The organism is Mesorhizobium sp. M1334, assembly GCF_040317995.1.
In the GTDB taxonomy this organism is placed as follows: Bacteria; Pseudomonadota; Alphaproteobacteria; order Rhizobiales; family Rhizobiaceae; genus Mesorhizobium.
Genome location: NZ_JAMYLM010000001.1, coordinates 562,158 through 576,855, shown reverse-complemented (window position 1 = coordinate 576,855; position 14,698 = coordinate 562,158). Strand labels below are relative to the sequence as shown.

Here is a 14,698-nt window from a genome sequence, read left to right as displayed (position 1 = left end):
CACATCTTTCAGCCGGCTTACTGTTTCCCGCAATGGAATGCGGCGCTATGTGGATCAGACGGGGTCGTGGACTGGACACGACGGGAGACCGAACATGCTGGGCTGGTTCCGCAAGCTTTTGCCGCGCGAAGATCGCTTCTTCGACCTGTTCGAGCGGCATTCCCGCACCGTGGTCGGTGGCGCCGAGGCACTGCAGCAGCTTCTGCAGGGCAACGACATCGACCGCTGGTGTCAGACGATCATCGATCTCGAGGACGAAGCCGATCAGATCACCGCGGAGGTGCTGCTTGCGGTGCGGCGCTCCTTCATCACTCCCTTCGATCGCGGCGACATCAAGGACCTGATCCAGTCGATGGATGATGCCATCGACATGATGCACAAGACCGTCAAGACGGTAAGGCTGTTCGAGAAGAAGGAATTCGACCCGCTGATGCAGGAAATGGGAGGCGTCATCGTCGAGGCCGCCAAGTTGGTGGCCGAGGCGATCCCGCTGCTCGGCAAGGTCGGGGCGCACACGGTGCGCCTCAATGCCATCGCCGAGGAAGTCATGCGCGCCGAAGGCCGGGCCGACGACCTGCACGAGCAAGGCTTGAAGGACCTATTCAAGCGGCATGGCCGCAGCGACCCGATGGCCTATCTGATCGGCAGCGAGATCTACGGCCAGCTGGAGAAGGTGGTCGACCGCTTCGAGGACGTTGCCAACGAAATCAGCGGCATCGTCATCGAGAACGTATAGTGGAAGCCGCGATAGCCTTTCCCGTGCTGGTCGGCCTTGTCGTCGTCGCGCTGTTCTTCGATTTCCTCAACGGCCTGCACGATGCCGCCAACTCCATCGCCACCATCGTCTCCACCCGGGTGCTGCGGCCGCATTATGCGGTGTTCTGGGCGGCCTTCTTCAATTTCATCGCCTTCATGTTCTTCGGTCTCCACGTGGCGGAGACGCTAGGAACCGGCATCATCGACGCCAGCATCGTCACGCCGGCAGTGATCTTCGCAGCACTTGTCGGCGCCATCGTCTGGAACATCGTCACCTGGCTCGTCGGCATCCCGTCCAGCAGTTCGCACGCGCTGATCGGCGGTTTGGTCGGCGCCGGCGTCGCCAAGGCAGGCACCGGCGCCATCGTCTGGGCCGGGTTGGGCAAGACCACGGCGGCCATCGTGCTATCGCCGGCGGCAGGCTTTCTGCTGGCGCTCGTCCTGATCCTCGCGGTCTCCTGGCTGTTCCTGCGGCAGACACCGTTTGCCGTCGACAGCACCTTCCGCGTCATGCAGTTCTTTTCCGCCTCGCTCTATTCGCTCGGCCATGGCGGCAACGACGCGCAGAAGACCATGGGCATCATCGCCGTGCTCCTCTATTCGCAAGGCATGCTCGGCGCGAATTTTTACGTGCCGCTGTGGGTCGTCATCACCTGTCAGTCGGCGCTGGCGCTGGGCACATTGTTCGGCGGCTGGCGCATCGTCCACACCATGGGCTCCAAGATCACCCGGCTGAACCCGATGCAGGGTTTCTGCGCCGAGACCGGCGGTGCGATTACCCTGTTCGCCGCCACCTGGCTCGGTATTCCTGTATCGACCACGCACACGATCACCGGCGCCATCATCGGCGTCGGCGCCGCCCGCCGCGTCTCCGCCGTTCGCTGGGGCATTGCCGGCAACATCGTGGTGGCATGGATCGTCACCTTGCCGGCAACCGCGGCCATCGCGGCTCTCACCTACCTCGCGGTCGGCCTGGCATGGTGACAGCACCGTAGCACTGCGCGGCAGGCGATGCGCCGTATCTACCTATCCACAAGGTTCAGGATGTTGCCGTCCGGATCCTTGAACCATGCGACCTTCATGCCCTGGCCGACATGGACATCGCCCTCAAGCGTCAGGCCTGGCATGTCGTAATGCTCGAAGGCGACGCCCTTCGATTTCAATGCCTCAACGATTTTGCCGAGTTCATCGCCGACCGTCCAGGTCACAGCTGTGGCCTTGTTGGTCCCAGCGAAGTTCGAACGGTAGACGTTGATGGCGGTATCGCCGCTTTCATAGACGATCAGTTCACCACCCTCATTGTTCACTTCTTTCAGGCCGAGGACCCCTTCGTAGAATGCCCTGGCCTTGGCCAGGTCCTTCACAGCGAGATTGGCCGTTGCGTTGCTGTTTGCGAGCATGATTCGTCTCCTTCCCTGGCGGTCATTCCATGTCCACTGAAATAGGTTGCGTTGACGATTTGGCGACGGCCACTCCCGCTGGAAATGCTGTCGTATGGTCGCTTCCTCCCCGATACGCCGCTGCAACTGTTGGTCCATCGCTTGGTTCTGTTCCGGAAGTGCATTATCTGGAGCGGAAAAGTAGAGGAAAAACTCATGCCCGCCGCCCATGAAAACGTGACCAAGGAAATGGTTATCGAGCGCCTGAAGACGGTCAATGGGCCGGATTTCACCGGCAATATCGTCGACCTCGGCATGGTTTCCGAGATTTTCATTGCCGATGCCAAGGTGTTCTTCTCGATCACCGTTCCCGCTGCCCGTGCCCAGGAGATGGAGCCGCTGCGTGCGGCGGCCGAACGTGTCGTCAAGGCGATCCCCGGTGTTGCCGGCGCCGTGGTCGCGCTGACGGCGGAAAAGAAGGGTGGCGGCATGGAGGCCCCGGTTCCGCAAAGACCGGCTCAGAGGCCCGCTCCGCCGGCCGCACCTGCACGTCCCGCGCCGCAGGCGCCCGCCTCGCACAGCCAGGGCAAGCGCGGCGTACCCGGCATCGAAGCGATTATCGCCGTCGCTTCCGGCAAGGGCGGCGTCGGCAAGTCGACCACCGCCGTCAATATCGCCCTTGGGCTTGCCGCCAACGGGCTGCGGGTCGGCGTGCTCGATGCCGATATTTATGGCCCTTCCATGCCGCGTCTGCTCAACATTCGTGGCAGGCCGCAGACCGTCGACGGCAAGATCCTGAAACCGATGCAGAATTATGGCCTCAAGGTCATGTCGATGGGCTTCCTCGTCGATGAGGAGACGCCGATGATCTGGCGCGGGCCGATGGTGATGTCGGCATTGACGCAGATGCTGCGCGAGGTCGAATGGGGACCGCTCGATGTGCTCGTCGTCGACATGCCGCCCGGCACCGGCGACGCCCAGCTGACCATGGCCCAACAGGTGCCGCTGGCCGGCGCCGTCATCGTCTCGACGCCACAGGACCTGGCCCTGATCGATGCGCGCAAAGGCCTCAACATGTTCAGAAAGGTCGACGTGCCGCTATTGGGTATCGTCGAAAATATGAGCTATTTTCTCGCCCCCGATACGGGAAAACGCTACGACATCTTCGGCCATGGCGGCGCGCGCCGCGAGGCCGAGCGTCTCGGGGTCACCTTCCTTGGCGAAGTGCCGCTCGAGATGGGCATCCGCGAAAGCTCGGATGCTGGCACGCCGGTGGTGGTCTCGAAACCCGATGGCGCCGAGGCGAAAATCTACCGCGACATCGCCGCCAAGGTTTGGGACCGCGTCAATGAAGAGCGCGGCGCGGCCGAGGCTGCAGTGCCGAGCATCGTGTTCGAGTGATGCGGATGTCCTCCCCCAAGTGGGACCTTGAGGGGAGGGCGGCCGGAACGGCCGGGTAGGTCCGCGGCGACACGTTCCAGCTTTTCCGGGATAGCGGGCTGACAAACCACGATCCCGACTAGCGCGGAGGCAGATGTGTGTCTATCGCACCAAAGTGCGGATTCGGATGGCGCGTGCCCCTTGCCTGCTCCCGCGCGTTGTCATATCGATTTGTCATACAAATACGGAGACCACGATGGCAGGCGCCCCCACCAGCAAGAAAAAATTTCGCTCGCAGGAGTGGTTCGACAATCCCGACAATCCGGGCATGACGGCACTCTATCTGGAACGTTACCTGAATTACGGGCTGACGCGGGCCGAACTGATGTCCGGCAAGCCGCTGATCGGCATCGCGCAGACCGGCTCGGACCTGTCGCCCTGCAACCGCCACCACATCGAACTGGCCAAGCGCGTGCGCGAAGGCATTGTCTCGATGGGTGGCATCCCTTTCGAGTTCCCTTGCCACCCGATCCAGGAGACCGGCAAACGGCCGACTGCTGCACTTGATCGCAACCTTGCCTATCTCAGCCTGGTGGAGGTGCTCTACGGCTATCCGCTCGACGGTGTGGTGCTCACCATCGGCTGCGACAAGACGACGCCGGCCATGCTGATGGCCGCGGCCACCGTCAACATCCCGGCTATCGCGCTTTCGGTCGGGCCGATGCTCAACGGCTGGCACAAGGGCAAGCGCACCGGCTCCGGCACTATCGTCTGGGAATCGCGCCAGCGCCTGTCGGCCGGCGAGATTGGCTATGACGAGTTCATGGATATCGTTGCCTCCTCGGCGCCGTCGACCGGCTATTGCAACACGATGGGCACCGCCACCACGATGAATTCGCTGGCCGAGGCGCTCGGCATGCAATTGCCGGGCTCGGCCGCTATCCCCGCCCCCTATCGCGAACGCGGCCAGATCGCCTACGAGACCGGAAAGCGCATCGTCGACATGGTGCATGAGGATCTGAAGCCCTCCGACATCATGACCCGTAAGGCCTTCGAGAACGCCATCGTCGTCAACTCGGCGATCGGCGGCTCGACCAATGCGCCGATCCACCTCAACGCCATCGCCCGCCATCTCGGCGTGCCGCTCGACAATGACGATTGGCAGAAGGTCGGCCTCAACATACCGCTCATCGTCAATCTGCAGCCGACGGGCGAATATCTCGGAGAGGACTATCACCATGCCGGCGGCGTGCCGGCCGTGATCGCCGAACTGATGAAGGGCGGCCTGCTGCCCTATCCGGAAGCCACGACCGCTAACGGCAAGACCATCGGCGACAATTGCCGCGGCGCCGTTAACGAGAACCTCGACGTCATCCGCACGGTTGCCGAGCCGCTGAAAGCCAATGCCGGCTTCATCAATCTCAAGGGTAATCTGTTCGATTCGGCGATCATGAAGACCAGCGGCATCTCGCCCGAGTTCCGCGAGCGCTATCTGTCGAACCCGAAGGACCCCGAAGCCTTCGAGGGCAACGCCATGGTCTTCGACGGCCCCGAGGACTATCACGCCCGCATCGACGACCCGGCACAGGGCATCGACGAGCACACCATCCTGTTCATGCGCGGCGCCGGTCCGATCGGCTATCCCGGCGGCGCCGAAGTCGTCAACATGCAGCCGCCTGCCTATCTGATCAAAAAGGGTATCCACGCGCTGGCCTGTATCGGCGACGGTCGTCAGTCGGGCACGTCGGGCTCGCCATCGATCCTCAACGCCTCGCCGGAAGCCGCTGTCGGCGGCGGCTTGGCACTACTGAAGACCGGGGACCGCGTCCGCATCGACCTGCGCAAGGGCACCGCCGACATCCTCGTCAGCGACGACGAGATCACGCGGCGCCGCGCCGAGCTGCAGAACAATGGCGGCTATCACTATCCGAAGCACCAGACGCCCTGGCAGGAAATCCAGCGCGGCATGGTCGACCAGTTTTCCGAAGGCATGGTGCTGAAGCCGGCGGTGAAATACCAGGATGTGGCTCATACCAGCGGCGTGCCGAGGGACAATCACTGACCAGGGTCCATGGCACGGGCCAGCCGTCAGGTCGCCGGTGTTGCGGTCACCTCATTTCTCCCCGTTAACAGCCCGCTAACGGGGAGAAATGCCCGGCACAGAGTTGGACGCGATCGTTTGTCAAAAACGATTGTCCTGCGACAGCAGGGACAAATGCTTGACAAGCGAGCGTGACAAATCCACGATCATCGCAAGGGGTGCATCGCGACGACCCCGTGAGGCGTCAGCCCAACGTTCGCGTCCAAGCTTCTCTTTCAAGGAGGTGGACGCCATGCCGTCAACAACCGCTATCACCGTATCGCAACTATCCCGTCTGATTGGGCTGCCGGGTGCGCCCGCAGTCATCGACGTCCGCATCGATGATGACTACAACGCCGATCCGCGCCTGCTGCCGGGGTCGGATCGGCGTGATTTCAGGACTGTCTCGAACTGGGCTGCCGACTTCGCCGGCAGGCAAGTGACAGTCGTCTGCCAGCAGGGGAAAAAGCTCTCGCAAGGCGTGGCCGCATGGCTGCGGCACGAGGGCATAGCCGCCGAATCGCTCGACGGCGGGTTTGAAGCATGGCGCGATGCCAAGGGCCTTCTCGTTCACGCCGACAAGATACCGCCCGCCGACGCCAAGGGCCGCACCGTTTGGGTGACGCGTACGCGCCCGAAGGTCGATCGCATCGCCTGCCCCTGGCTGATCCGGCGCTTCATCGATCCTCACGCGGTCTTTCTCTTCGTCGAGCCGGCTGAAGTGTCGGCCGTCGCCGATCGCTTTCAGGCCGTGCCGTTCGACATCGAGAACGTGTTCTGGAGCCACCGCGGCGAACGCTGCACATTCGACACCATGATCGAGGAGTTCGGGCTCAAATCGGAAGCGCTCGATCGCCTGGCCACGATCATACGCGCTGCCGATACTGCGAGCCTCGATCTTGTTCCACAGGCGGCCGGCTTCCTGGCCGCCTCGCTTGGCCTGTCACGGATGTTTCGCGACGATCTGGAGCAGCTCGAGGCCGGCATGCTGCTCTACGATGCGTTCTTCCGCTGGTGCCGCGATGCCACCGAGGAGACGCATAACTGGCCGGCCGCCGGCGCAGTCAGTCTCGGCACGGGCAAACCATCGTGAGCGCCGTCCTTTCGAAAAAGCCGGCGGAGATCCGGGAGCCGGTTGTGCCGAGCTTCCGGCAGGCCGTGAAGGTCTGGGCGAAAATCGGGGTGCTCAGCTTTGGCGGCCCGGCCGGGCAGATCGCGCTCATGCACAAGGAACTGGTCGAGGAACGGCGCTGGATCGGCGAACAGCGCTTCCTGCATGCGTTGAACTACTGCATGCTGCTGCCTGGCCCCGAGGCCCAGCAGCTTGCCATCTATATCGGCTGGTTGCTGCACAAAACGGTCGGCGGCCTTGTTGCCGGCATTCTCTTCGTCGTGCCGGGCGCGCTTGTAATGCTCGTCCTGAGCAGCCTCTATGCGCTCTATGGCGATGTACCACTCGTCGCGGCGCTGTTTTTCGGGGTCAAGGCAACCGTGCTCGCCATTGTCATCGAGGCGGTGATCCGGATCGGCAGACGCGCGCTGAAAAACCCGGTCATGGTGTCGATCGCACTCGCCGCCTTCATCGCCATCTACGCGTTGAACGTGCCGTTTCCGCTGATCGTGCTGCTTGCCGGCCTGGCAGGCTGGATCGGCAACCGTAGTGCGCCGGCATTTTTTTCCGGCGCACCACAGGGCAAGGGCGATGTTCCCGACGTCAAAGGCGCGGTCGATCTGATGTTCGAGCGCGGCGAACTGACTCACGTCAGACCGACGCGATGGCATGCGCCGCGCATTTTGGCGATCTGGCTGCCGATCTGGCTCGGGCCTGTTCTGCTGGTCTGGACTTTTACCGGCTCTGCCAGCGTTTGGACGCAAATCGGTGGCTTTTTCAGTGTCATGGCGGTCGTCACCTTCGGCGGCGCCTACGCCGTCCTTGCCTATGTCGCGCAGGCAGCGGTCGAGTCCTTCGGCTGGCTCGCCCCGGGTGAAATGGTCGACGGCCTCGGACTTGCCGAAACCACGCCGGGTCCGCTCATCCTGGTGTTGCAGTTTGTCGGCTTCGTCGCCGCCTTCCGCCACTCCGGCGCGCTCGCGCCGCTTCTTGCCGGATTGTTTGGAGCGCTGCTTACGCTGTGGGCGACGTTTACCCCATGTTTCCTGTGGATATTCCTTGGCGCGCCTTACATCGAAGCGCTGCGCGGCAACAAGGCGCTGTCGGCGGCGCTCGGTGCGATCACCGCCGCCGTCGTCGGCGTCATCATGAACCTCGCTCTATGGTTCGGCTTGCACGTCATCTTCGGCGAAGTGCGCAATGTCGGGCTTGGAATGGACGTGCCGGTGCTTTCATCGATAGACTGGCGCGCGGCGCTGCTTTCCTGTGCCTCGATGATCGCCATCCTGAAGCTGAAGATCGGCATGCTGCCGACGCTTGCCGGATCGGCGCTGGCCGGTGTGTTGTTGCTCGCGGCGAGCGGGTAACGCTCAGCCGCCCATTCTGTCGCGCGGCAGCTTGATCATATCGCCGAAGCGGGCGCGCAATTTGTCGTCGACCGGTTTTGGCACATGGCGCGGGAAGCGTTCGGCAAGCACGCGTTTCTTCTCGATGATCGCCCGTTGCAGGATATCGGGCCTGCCTTTCTCATTCCATTCCTTCGGCGAAAAGCGGTCGCCGACGGCCGGATAGAAATATTCGGTCTGCATCAGCCGCAGCGTCTGCTCGTTGCCCAGATAATGGCCCGGCCCTTTCAGGCAGACATCGGCAATGGTGTCGATCGACAGCGACTCGTCCGTCACTTCGATGCCGCGCACGCAGCGCAGGCAGTGGCCGAGCATGTCGTTGTCGATGATCAGGCTCTCAAGGCAAAAGCCGAGCAGCGAGGCGTGCATGCCGGCCGACTCATAGACCAGGTTGAGGCCGGCGAGACCGGCCATCACGTCGGTTATGCCCTTTTCGTAGCCGGACTGAATGTCAGGCAGTTTCGAATCTGTCATGCCGGCGGCCGAACCGCCCGGCAGGTCGTAGAATTGCGCCATCTGCGCGCAGGCCGCGGTCAGCACCGCCTGCTCGGCCGAACCGCCCGACATGGCGCCGGTCCTGAGATCCGAGACAAACGGCCAGGTGCCGAAGATCGCCGGATGGCCGGGCTTGATCGCGTTGACATAGATAAGGCCGACGAGCACTTCGGCGACTGCCTGCACCACGGCGCCCGCAATCGCCGCCGGTGCCGTCGCACCCGCCTGTCCTGCCGACAGCAGCAGGATCGGAATGCCGCCCTCGACGCAGGCTTCGAGAACGCCGCAGGCGTCCTCGGCAAACTTCATTGGGGGCACGACGAAGCAGTTCGAATTGGAGACGAAAGGTCGGGCGCGAAAATTCGCTTCGCCGCCCGCGATCGCATAGAGCATATCGAGCGCCGGCTTGACGTTCTCGCGCACGGTAAACGAGGTGCCGACATGCTTCGACGTACCCAAGACGCAGGCGTAGAGCGTGTTGAAATCCATATCGAGCGGGTCGGGAATGTCGCGCGGCACCATCGGCCGCTGGAAGAAATGGATGTTGTCGAGCCCTTCGACCAGGCGCGCGGCATCGTAGATATCCTGCAGCAGCGACTCGCGATACTCACGCTTTTCGACATCGACAAGATGCACCGCAGCACCAGCCGTGCCGTAATGCACACGCTTGCCCTGGATCACCATGTCGTGCTTCGGATCCTGGCCGTGCAGGGTGAAATGCCGCGCCGCGTTCTTGATGGTGTCGAGCACAAGGCCGCGAGGAAAGCGCAGGCGGCCGTCCTCACCGAGGGTCGCGCCCGCCTTGGTCAGTGCCTCGATGCAGGAGGGGATGGCATTGGCGAAGCCGACTGTCTCCAGAAGGGTAAGCACGGCCTCATGGATACGTTCGCAATCATTGCCGCTGAGCGGGCTGTAGCTCCCGCCTTCGAGGCCGGCGCGCACCGGCTTGACGTCGTCGGCAAGCGGTGCCGCCCGCATGGCGCGGCGCGCCTCGCGCCCGCCGGACCGCCGCGAACGCTGGTCTGCGGACACGTCCTGCTTCTCATGGGCCATTGGCATGAAGGCACTCCAACTTTAGCTGCGGAGCGGGCGCGGCGGTTGGTCCACCATCTGCCCGCTTCGTCCCCTATACTCCGACTATGCCGCCGGCATTGGCACAGCCTATGTGCCAGCCGATCCCGTCGCATATGCCAAGGTGCTAAAGAACCGGAGCCGCACTACACGCGCCAGGCTCCGGTCGGGGAAGGGAGATCAGGCCGCTGCCGGCCTGCGTCCAGCTGCCGTGGCCAGTTCGCGGATGCCGGGTTCGATGTGCTGCAACGCGATCGAGGAAATGCCCAAGCGCATGAAACGCGATGGCTTTTCGGTACGATCGAAGAAGCGGTCGCCGGGCTCGATGATGACGCTGCGCGAGGCTGCGGCCTCCGCCAGTCCGCGCGAATCGGTGCCGCGCGGCCCCTCGAGCCAGAGCGACGTACCGCCGGCCGAATCGGTCGAGCGCCACTCAGGCAGGAAGGCGGAAATCGCATGGACCAGACGCTTGCGCCGCTCGTCGAAGGCGCTCGACAGCCGTCGCACCAGCGCCTCGTGATGGCCGAGCGACAGGAAGAGCGCTACGGCACGCTGGTTGTTGGCCGGCGGATGGCGCAGCATGAAGCGGCGTAGCGCCCGAAGCTCGGAGATCAGCCCGGCCGAGGCGACGATGTAGCCGAGCCTGAGGCCGGGAGCCAGCGTCTTCGACATCGAGCCGACGTAGACGACGCGGCCGGACCGATCGAGGCTCTTCAGCGCCTGCTGCGGCGCCTCGTCCAGGAGCTGGCTGTCATAGCCGTCCTCGATGATGATCTGGTTGTGCCGGTTGGCGCGCGCCAGAAGATCCTGCCGCCGCTCCGCCGACAGCGGCACCATGGTCGGGCAATGGTGGCTGGGCGTGACGAAGACGAAGCCGGAATCACTGGGAACGGCAGAGGTTACGATGCCGGAGTGGTCGACTGGAACCGGCTGGATATCGGCGCCGGCCAGCCGGAAGATCGAGCGTGCATCGGGATAGCCGGGGTCTTCCATCGCCACCTTGGAGCCCTTGGTCATCAACAGCGTGGCCAGCATGTAAAGCGCGTTCTGCGCGCCCAGCGTCACGATGATCTCGTCCGGATTGGCGAAGATGCCGCGCCGCGGCAGCAGCCGGGCCTGGATCTGCTCGATCAGGAGCGGATCGTCGCGGTCGACCATGTCGGATGCCCAGTTGCGGATTTCGAGCACCGCCAGCGCCATGCGGTTGCACTCGCGCCATTCGGCGGTCGGGAACAGCGCCGGGTCGAACTGGCCGTAGACGAAGGGGTAGGACGACTTGATCCAGTTGTCGTGCTTGGCCGGCGGTGGCATGTCGCTCGCTGCGATCTGCCGGCGCGCCTTCCAGTCGATCTCGTTGGCCTGGTCGGGCGCCTTCTGGTGCGGCTTGGCCGGCGTCGCCAGCACCTCGGGATTGACAAAGTGGCCGCGGCGCTCGCGCGCCACCAGGAAGCCCTGGTCGACCAGCTGCTGGAACGCCAGCACCACGGTGCCGCGCGCTACGCCGAGTTTTTCGGCAAGAATCCGGCAGGACGGAAGCGGCATCGAAGCCGCGATCTGCCGGTCGAGGATGGCGGCGACGATCGCCTGGCGGATCTGCGCCTGCAGGGTCTGACCGGAGTCCGCCGAAATCCGGAACAGGCCGGACCATATGGCCGTGTCGTTTCGCTGTGGCATGGGAGATGTTCCTCGATGGCCAGCTTTTTTCACTTGGCTGGACCAGTCGAATGTACCGGTGGCACAAGGTGTTGCGCCAATCAATTTTTCTGATCGCTGGGATTTATGCCAGTGATCCTTTGCGCCGGCCCGCGCTGCGCTGCGGCATCGCTGCGCATTGAAACAGATGGAATTCGACCCGATAGTTTGCCGCGACGACACGCGCCGGAAACATCCGGCCTGATAAGATGCACCTCAAGAACCGGAGCGAGGCAGTGGATCAACCGTCCTTTCAAAAGCAGCTCGGCGCGTTGCGCGATCATCGTGCGGCCAAATCGGGCTCGATGCGCGAGGCTTTCGCCGCCGATCCGCAGCGCTTCGAGAAATTCTCCGCCAGCGACGGTGACCTGCTGCTCGACTGGTCGAAATGTGCGGTCGATGCGCGGACGATGGAGTTGCTGGAGAAGCTGGCCGAGGCCGCCGACCTCGAAGGCCGGCGCGACGCGATGTTTGCCGGCAAGAAGATCAATGTCACCGAAGGCCGCGCCGTGCTGCACACGGCGCTGCGCAACCTGACCGGCAAAGGCATCGTGCTCGACGGCCATGACGTGAAGGCGGAAGTCCTTGCCGTACTCGACGCGATGGGTGCCTTCGCCGACGCGGTGCGTTCCGGCAAGGCAGCCGGCGCGACCGGCAAGAAGATCACCGACATCGTCAACATCGGCATCGGCGGCTCCGATCTCGGCCCTGCCATGGCGACGCTGGCGCTGGCGCCCTATCATGACGGGCCGCGCGCGCATTACGTATCCAATATCGACGGTGCGCATATCCACGACACGCTGAAGGGACTTTCCGCCGAAACCACCCTGTTCATCATCGCCTCCAAGACCTTCACCACGGTCGAGACTATGACCAATGCCGAGACCGCGCGCGGATGGGTCGAGAAGGCGCTCGGCAAGGGAGCGGTCGGCAAGCACTTCGCCGCCGTCTCGACGGCGCTCGACCTGGTCGCCAAATTCGGCATCGCGCCCGATCGCGTCTTCGGCTTCTGGGACTGGGTCGGCGGCCGCTATTCCGTCTGGGGTGCGATCGGCCTGCCGGTGATGATCGCCATCGGCCCGAAGGATTTTCGCGCCTTTCTCGACGGCGCCCATGAAATGGACGAGCATTTCCGCACCGCGCCGCTGGCGAAGAACCTGCCGGCGCTGATGGGGCTGATCGGCTGGTGGCACCGCGTGATCTGCAAATACCCCGCTCGCGCCGTCATCCCTTACGATCAGCGTCTGTCCAGGCTCCCGGCCTATCTGCAGCAGCTCGACATGGAATCGAACGGCAAGAGCGTGACCCTGGACGGCGGCGCTGTGACGACGCCGACCGGCCCGCTGGTCTGGGGTGAGCCCGGCACCAATGGCCAGCACGCCTTCTTCCAGCTTCTGCATCAGGGCACCGATTTCATTCCGGTCGAATTCCTCGCCGCTGCCGTCGGCCACGAGCCGGAACTGAAGCATCACCACGACCTTCTGCTTGCCAATTGCCTGGCGCAGTCGGAAGCTTTCATGAAGGGCCGTACGCTTGAGGAAGCCCGCGCACAGATGCTGGCGAAAGGCATGAAGCCGGCCGATGTCGACAGGATTGCTCCGCACCGCGTCTTCTCCGGCGACCGCCCCTCGGTGACGATCCTCTACAGAAAGCTCGACCCCCACACGTTCGGACGGCTGATTGCGCTCTACGAGCACCGCGTCTTCGTCGAAGGCACGCTGTTCAACATCAACTCCTTCGACCAATGGGGCGTCGAACTCGGCAAGGAACTGGCGACCGGGCTGCTGCCCGTCGTTGAAGGCAAGGAGAACGCCGCAAAGCGGGACGCCTCGACTGCCGGACTGGTGGAATACATTCACCGCTTGCGCGGCCCGGAGTGAAAAGCTTGGCGGACATCAAGGGAATATTGTTCGACAAGGACGGCACGCTCGTAGATTTCAACGCGACATGGCTGGGCATCGCCGACTTCATGGCGATGGATGCGGCCGAAGGCGATCGCTGGAAAGCAGACAGGCTGCTTGCGGCGGCGGGCTTCGACTTCGCCAGCAAGCGCTTCAAGCCGGATTCGATTTTTGCCTCCGGTACCAACATGGACGTCGTCGAGCTGTGGTTTCCACGGCTGTCCGACGAGGACCAGATGCTTGCCGTCGCCCGCTTCAACGCCATCACTTCGGCGCAGGGATCGGCAATGGCGGTGGCGCTGCCGGGTGTGGTCGAGACGCTTGGCCTGCTTCACCGAAAATCCTACCGGCTTGGCGTCGCCACCAACGACTCGACCAGCGGCGCGGAAAAGACCCTGGTCACGCTGGGCGTCGCGCAGCTTTTCGACGCCGCCTATGGTTACGATGCGGTGGCCAATCCAAAACCGGCGCCGGATACGATCCTTGCCTTCTCGGATCTGACAGGGCTCAGGCCGGCGGCGATCGCAATGGTCGGCGATAATCGCCACGATCTGGAGATGGCGCGCGCCGGCGGCTGCGGCCTGGCGATCGGCGTGCTGTCCGGCACCGGCACACGGGAATCGCTGTCGCAGATCGCCGACGTCATCCTCGATTCAGTTGCCGATCTGCCCGATTTTCTTGCGGCCCGAGTCAGCGAGACGGTCTAGACTCGCAGCTAAGCTGGTCCGAACGAGAACACGCCGCTCGGTTTCATCGCCGCATTCCTGCCTTCGCCGACATCCGGCACCTCGTATTCGGCCAGCAGGCGAAGCCGCGAGCGGGGCAGATAGGCGCGGCCTGGATCGCCGACCAGCACCTCGATGCCGGCAGCGAGGCAGCGGTCGAGGAAGGGGACGACCCGGCCGGCAAGATCATGGGCGTAAAACAGGTCGCCGACCACCACGACATCCACCGGTGGCGGCGGACCGCTGGTTATGTCCCCGCCGATTGTCGCAATCACAACGCCGTTCGCCGTCGCATTGAGGCCGATCGCGGCAACGCCGTTGCGGTCGATCTCGGCCGCGATCACCGCGCTTGCGCCGGCTTTTGCCGCTGCAATGCCGACGAGGCCCGAGCCGGCGCCGAGGTCGAGCACGCGACGGCCGGTCACGGTCTCCGGCCGGTCGAAAATATAGCGGGCGAGCACCGCGCCGCCGGCCCAGATATAGGCCCAATACGGTGGCTCCGGTTCAGGTCCGTCCTCTTCGGTCGCGTGTTGGTTCCACTCGACAAGCCGCCTGAGCCCGCTTCCCGGATGGGCGGTGTAAAGCCGAATTTCGGGAATCGCAGGTACTGCCGCGATCCGCATGTTCGCCCGGATGAACTCTGCCGGATCTGGGCGCGAGCCTATACCCACCGCATTGGCGCCGGCGATGCAATCGCTCAAG

At 63.8% G+C, this 14,698-nt stretch carries 13 protein-coding genes; 9 read left to right on the top strand and 4 right to left on the bottom strand.

Translation table 11 applies throughout. From position 1 onward, the window contains the following. Positions 1-94 precede the first annotated feature (94 nt). Both NKH17_RS02765 and NKH17_RS02760 read left to right on the top strand, forming a co-directional pair. A complete protein-coding gene (locus NKH17_RS02765) occupies positions 95-736 on the top strand; it encodes a DUF47 domain-containing protein (protein ID WP_254816177.1) in 642 nt (213 codons plus the stop codon). Further along, positions 736-1,740, top strand: coding sequence for an inorganic phosphate transporter (locus NKH17_RS02760; RefSeq protein WP_254816178.1), 1,005 nt, complete (start codon positions 736-738; stop codon positions 1,738-1,740). The genes NKH17_RS02765 and NKH17_RS02760 overlap by 1 nt, the downstream gene beginning before the upstream one ends. Positions 1,741-1,778: 38 nt before the next feature. On the opposite strand, the gene NKH17_RS02755 is transcribed toward NKH17_RS02760, so the two are convergent. Next, on the bottom strand, positions 1,779-2,156 hold the full coding sequence (locus tag NKH17_RS02755) for a VOC family protein (protein ID WP_352644573.1): 378 nt from the start codon (positions 2,154-2,156) through the stop codon (positions 1,779-1,781). Between the two features lie 195 nt (positions 2,157-2,351). Between NKH17_RS02755 and NKH17_RS02750 the strand changes: the two genes are divergently transcribed. The 4 genes from NKH17_RS02750 to chrA all read left to right on the top strand — a co-directional run bounded on the left by NKH17_RS02750 (position 2,352) and on the right by chrA (position 8,073). Further along, a complete protein-coding gene (locus tag NKH17_RS02750; RefSeq protein ID WP_352476039.1) occupies positions 2,352-3,536 on the top strand; it encodes an Mrp/NBP35 family ATP-binding protein in 1,185 nt (394 codons plus the stop codon). Positions 3,537-3,771: 235 nt separating this feature from the next. Next, positions 3,772-5,577, top strand: coding sequence for an IlvD/Edd family dehydratase (locus NKH17_RS02745; RefSeq protein WP_352897361.1), 1,806 nt, complete (start codon positions 3,772-3,774; stop codon positions 5,575-5,577). Positions 5,578-5,848: 271 nt separating this feature from the next. Beyond that, positions 5,849-6,688, top strand: a complete 840-nt coding sequence (locus NKH17_RS02740; RefSeq protein WP_352897359.1) for a chromate resistance protein ChrB domain-containing protein — start codon at positions 5,849-5,851, stop codon at positions 6,686-6,688. After that, positions 6,685-8,073, top strand: coding sequence for a chromate efflux transporter (gene chrA / locus NKH17_RS02735; RefSeq protein WP_352800338.1), 1,389 nt, complete (start codon positions 6,685-6,687; stop codon positions 8,071-8,073). The genes NKH17_RS02740 and chrA overlap by 4 nt, the downstream gene beginning before the upstream one ends. 3 nt (positions 8,074-8,076) lie before the next feature. Here chrA and NKH17_RS02730 read toward each other — a convergent pair whose 3' ends face one another. Beyond that, the gene (locus NKH17_RS02730; protein WP_352897356.1) at positions 8,077-9,666 is read right to left on the bottom strand and encodes a trimethylamine methyltransferase family protein; all 1,590 of its coding nucleotides are present in this window, start codon (positions 9,664-9,666) and stop codon (positions 8,077-8,079) included. A gap of 192 nt (positions 9,667-9,858) precedes the next feature. Next, positions 9,859-11,352 carry a MocR-like pyridoxine biosynthesis transcription factor PdxR gene (gene pdxR, locus NKH17_RS02725; protein ID WP_352800342.1) on the bottom strand — a complete coding sequence of 498 codons (1,494 nt, stop codon included), beginning with the start codon at positions 11,350-11,352 and terminating at the stop codon, positions 9,859-9,861. A gap of 5 nt (positions 11,353-11,357) precedes the next feature. On the opposite strand from pdxR, the gene NKH17_RS02720 reads away from it, so the two are divergent. From NKH17_RS02720 to NKH17_RS02710, 3 genes are all read left to right on the top strand, one after another. Then, positions 11,358-11,513 carry a hypothetical protein gene (locus tag NKH17_RS02720; RefSeq protein WP_254816186.1) on the top strand — a complete coding sequence of 52 codons (156 nt, stop codon included), beginning with the start codon at positions 11,358-11,360 and terminating at the stop codon, positions 11,511-11,513. 93 nt (positions 11,514-11,606) lie between these two features. Next, positions 11,607-13,250, top strand: coding sequence for a glucose-6-phosphate isomerase (gene pgi / locus NKH17_RS02715; RefSeq protein ID WP_352897354.1), 1,644 nt, complete (start codon positions 11,607-11,609; stop codon positions 13,248-13,250). Positions 13,251-13,255: 5 nt separating this feature from the next. Beyond that, positions 13,256-13,978 carry an HAD family hydrolase gene (locus tag NKH17_RS02710; protein WP_352897353.1) on the top strand — a complete coding sequence of 241 codons (723 nt, stop codon included), beginning with the start codon at positions 13,256-13,258 and terminating at the stop codon, positions 13,976-13,978. 8 nt (positions 13,979-13,986) lie between these two features. Here the strand turns inward: NKH17_RS02710 and NKH17_RS02705 are convergent, their stop codons facing one another. After that, a complete protein-coding gene (locus NKH17_RS02705; RefSeq protein ID WP_352897351.1) occupies positions 13,987-14,697 on the bottom strand; it encodes a class I SAM-dependent methyltransferase in 711 nt (236 codons plus the stop codon). Position 14,698: the final 1 nt, after the last annotated feature.

What these genes read in the sequence shown, in the direction of transcription:
- NKH17_RS02765 (WP_254816177.1), top strand. Translation starts at nt 95, where the DNA reads ATGCTGGGCTGGTTCCGCAAGCTTTTGCCGCGCGAAGATCGCTTCTTC.
- NKH17_RS02755 (WP_352644573.1), bottom strand. Translation starts at nt 2,156, where the DNA reads ATGCTCGCAAACAGCAACGCAACGGCCAATCTCGCTGTGAAGGACCTG.
- NKH17_RS02750 (WP_352476039.1), top strand. Translation starts at nt 2,352, where the DNA reads ATGCCCGCCGCCCATGAAAACGTGACCAAGGAAATGGTTATCGAGCGC.
- NKH17_RS02745 (WP_352897361.1), top strand. Translation starts at nt 3,772, where the DNA reads ATGGCAGGCGCCCCCACCAGCAAGAAAAAATTTCGCTCGCAGGAGTGG.
- NKH17_RS02740 (WP_352897359.1), top strand. Translation starts at nt 5,849, where the DNA reads ATGCCGTCAACAACCGCTATCACCGTATCGCAACTATCCCGTCTGATT.
- NKH17_RS02730 (WP_352897356.1), bottom strand. Translation starts at nt 9,666, where the DNA reads ATGCCAATGGCCCATGAGAAGCAGGACGTGTCCGCAGACCAGCGTTCG.
- pdxR (WP_352800342.1), bottom strand. Translation starts at nt 11,352, where the DNA reads ATGCCACAGCGAAACGACACGGCCATATGGTCCGGCCTGTTCCGGATT.
- NKH17_RS02720 (WP_254816186.1), top strand. Translation starts at nt 11,358, where the DNA reads ATGTTCCTCGATGGCCAGCTTTTTTCACTTGGCTGGACCAGTCGAATG.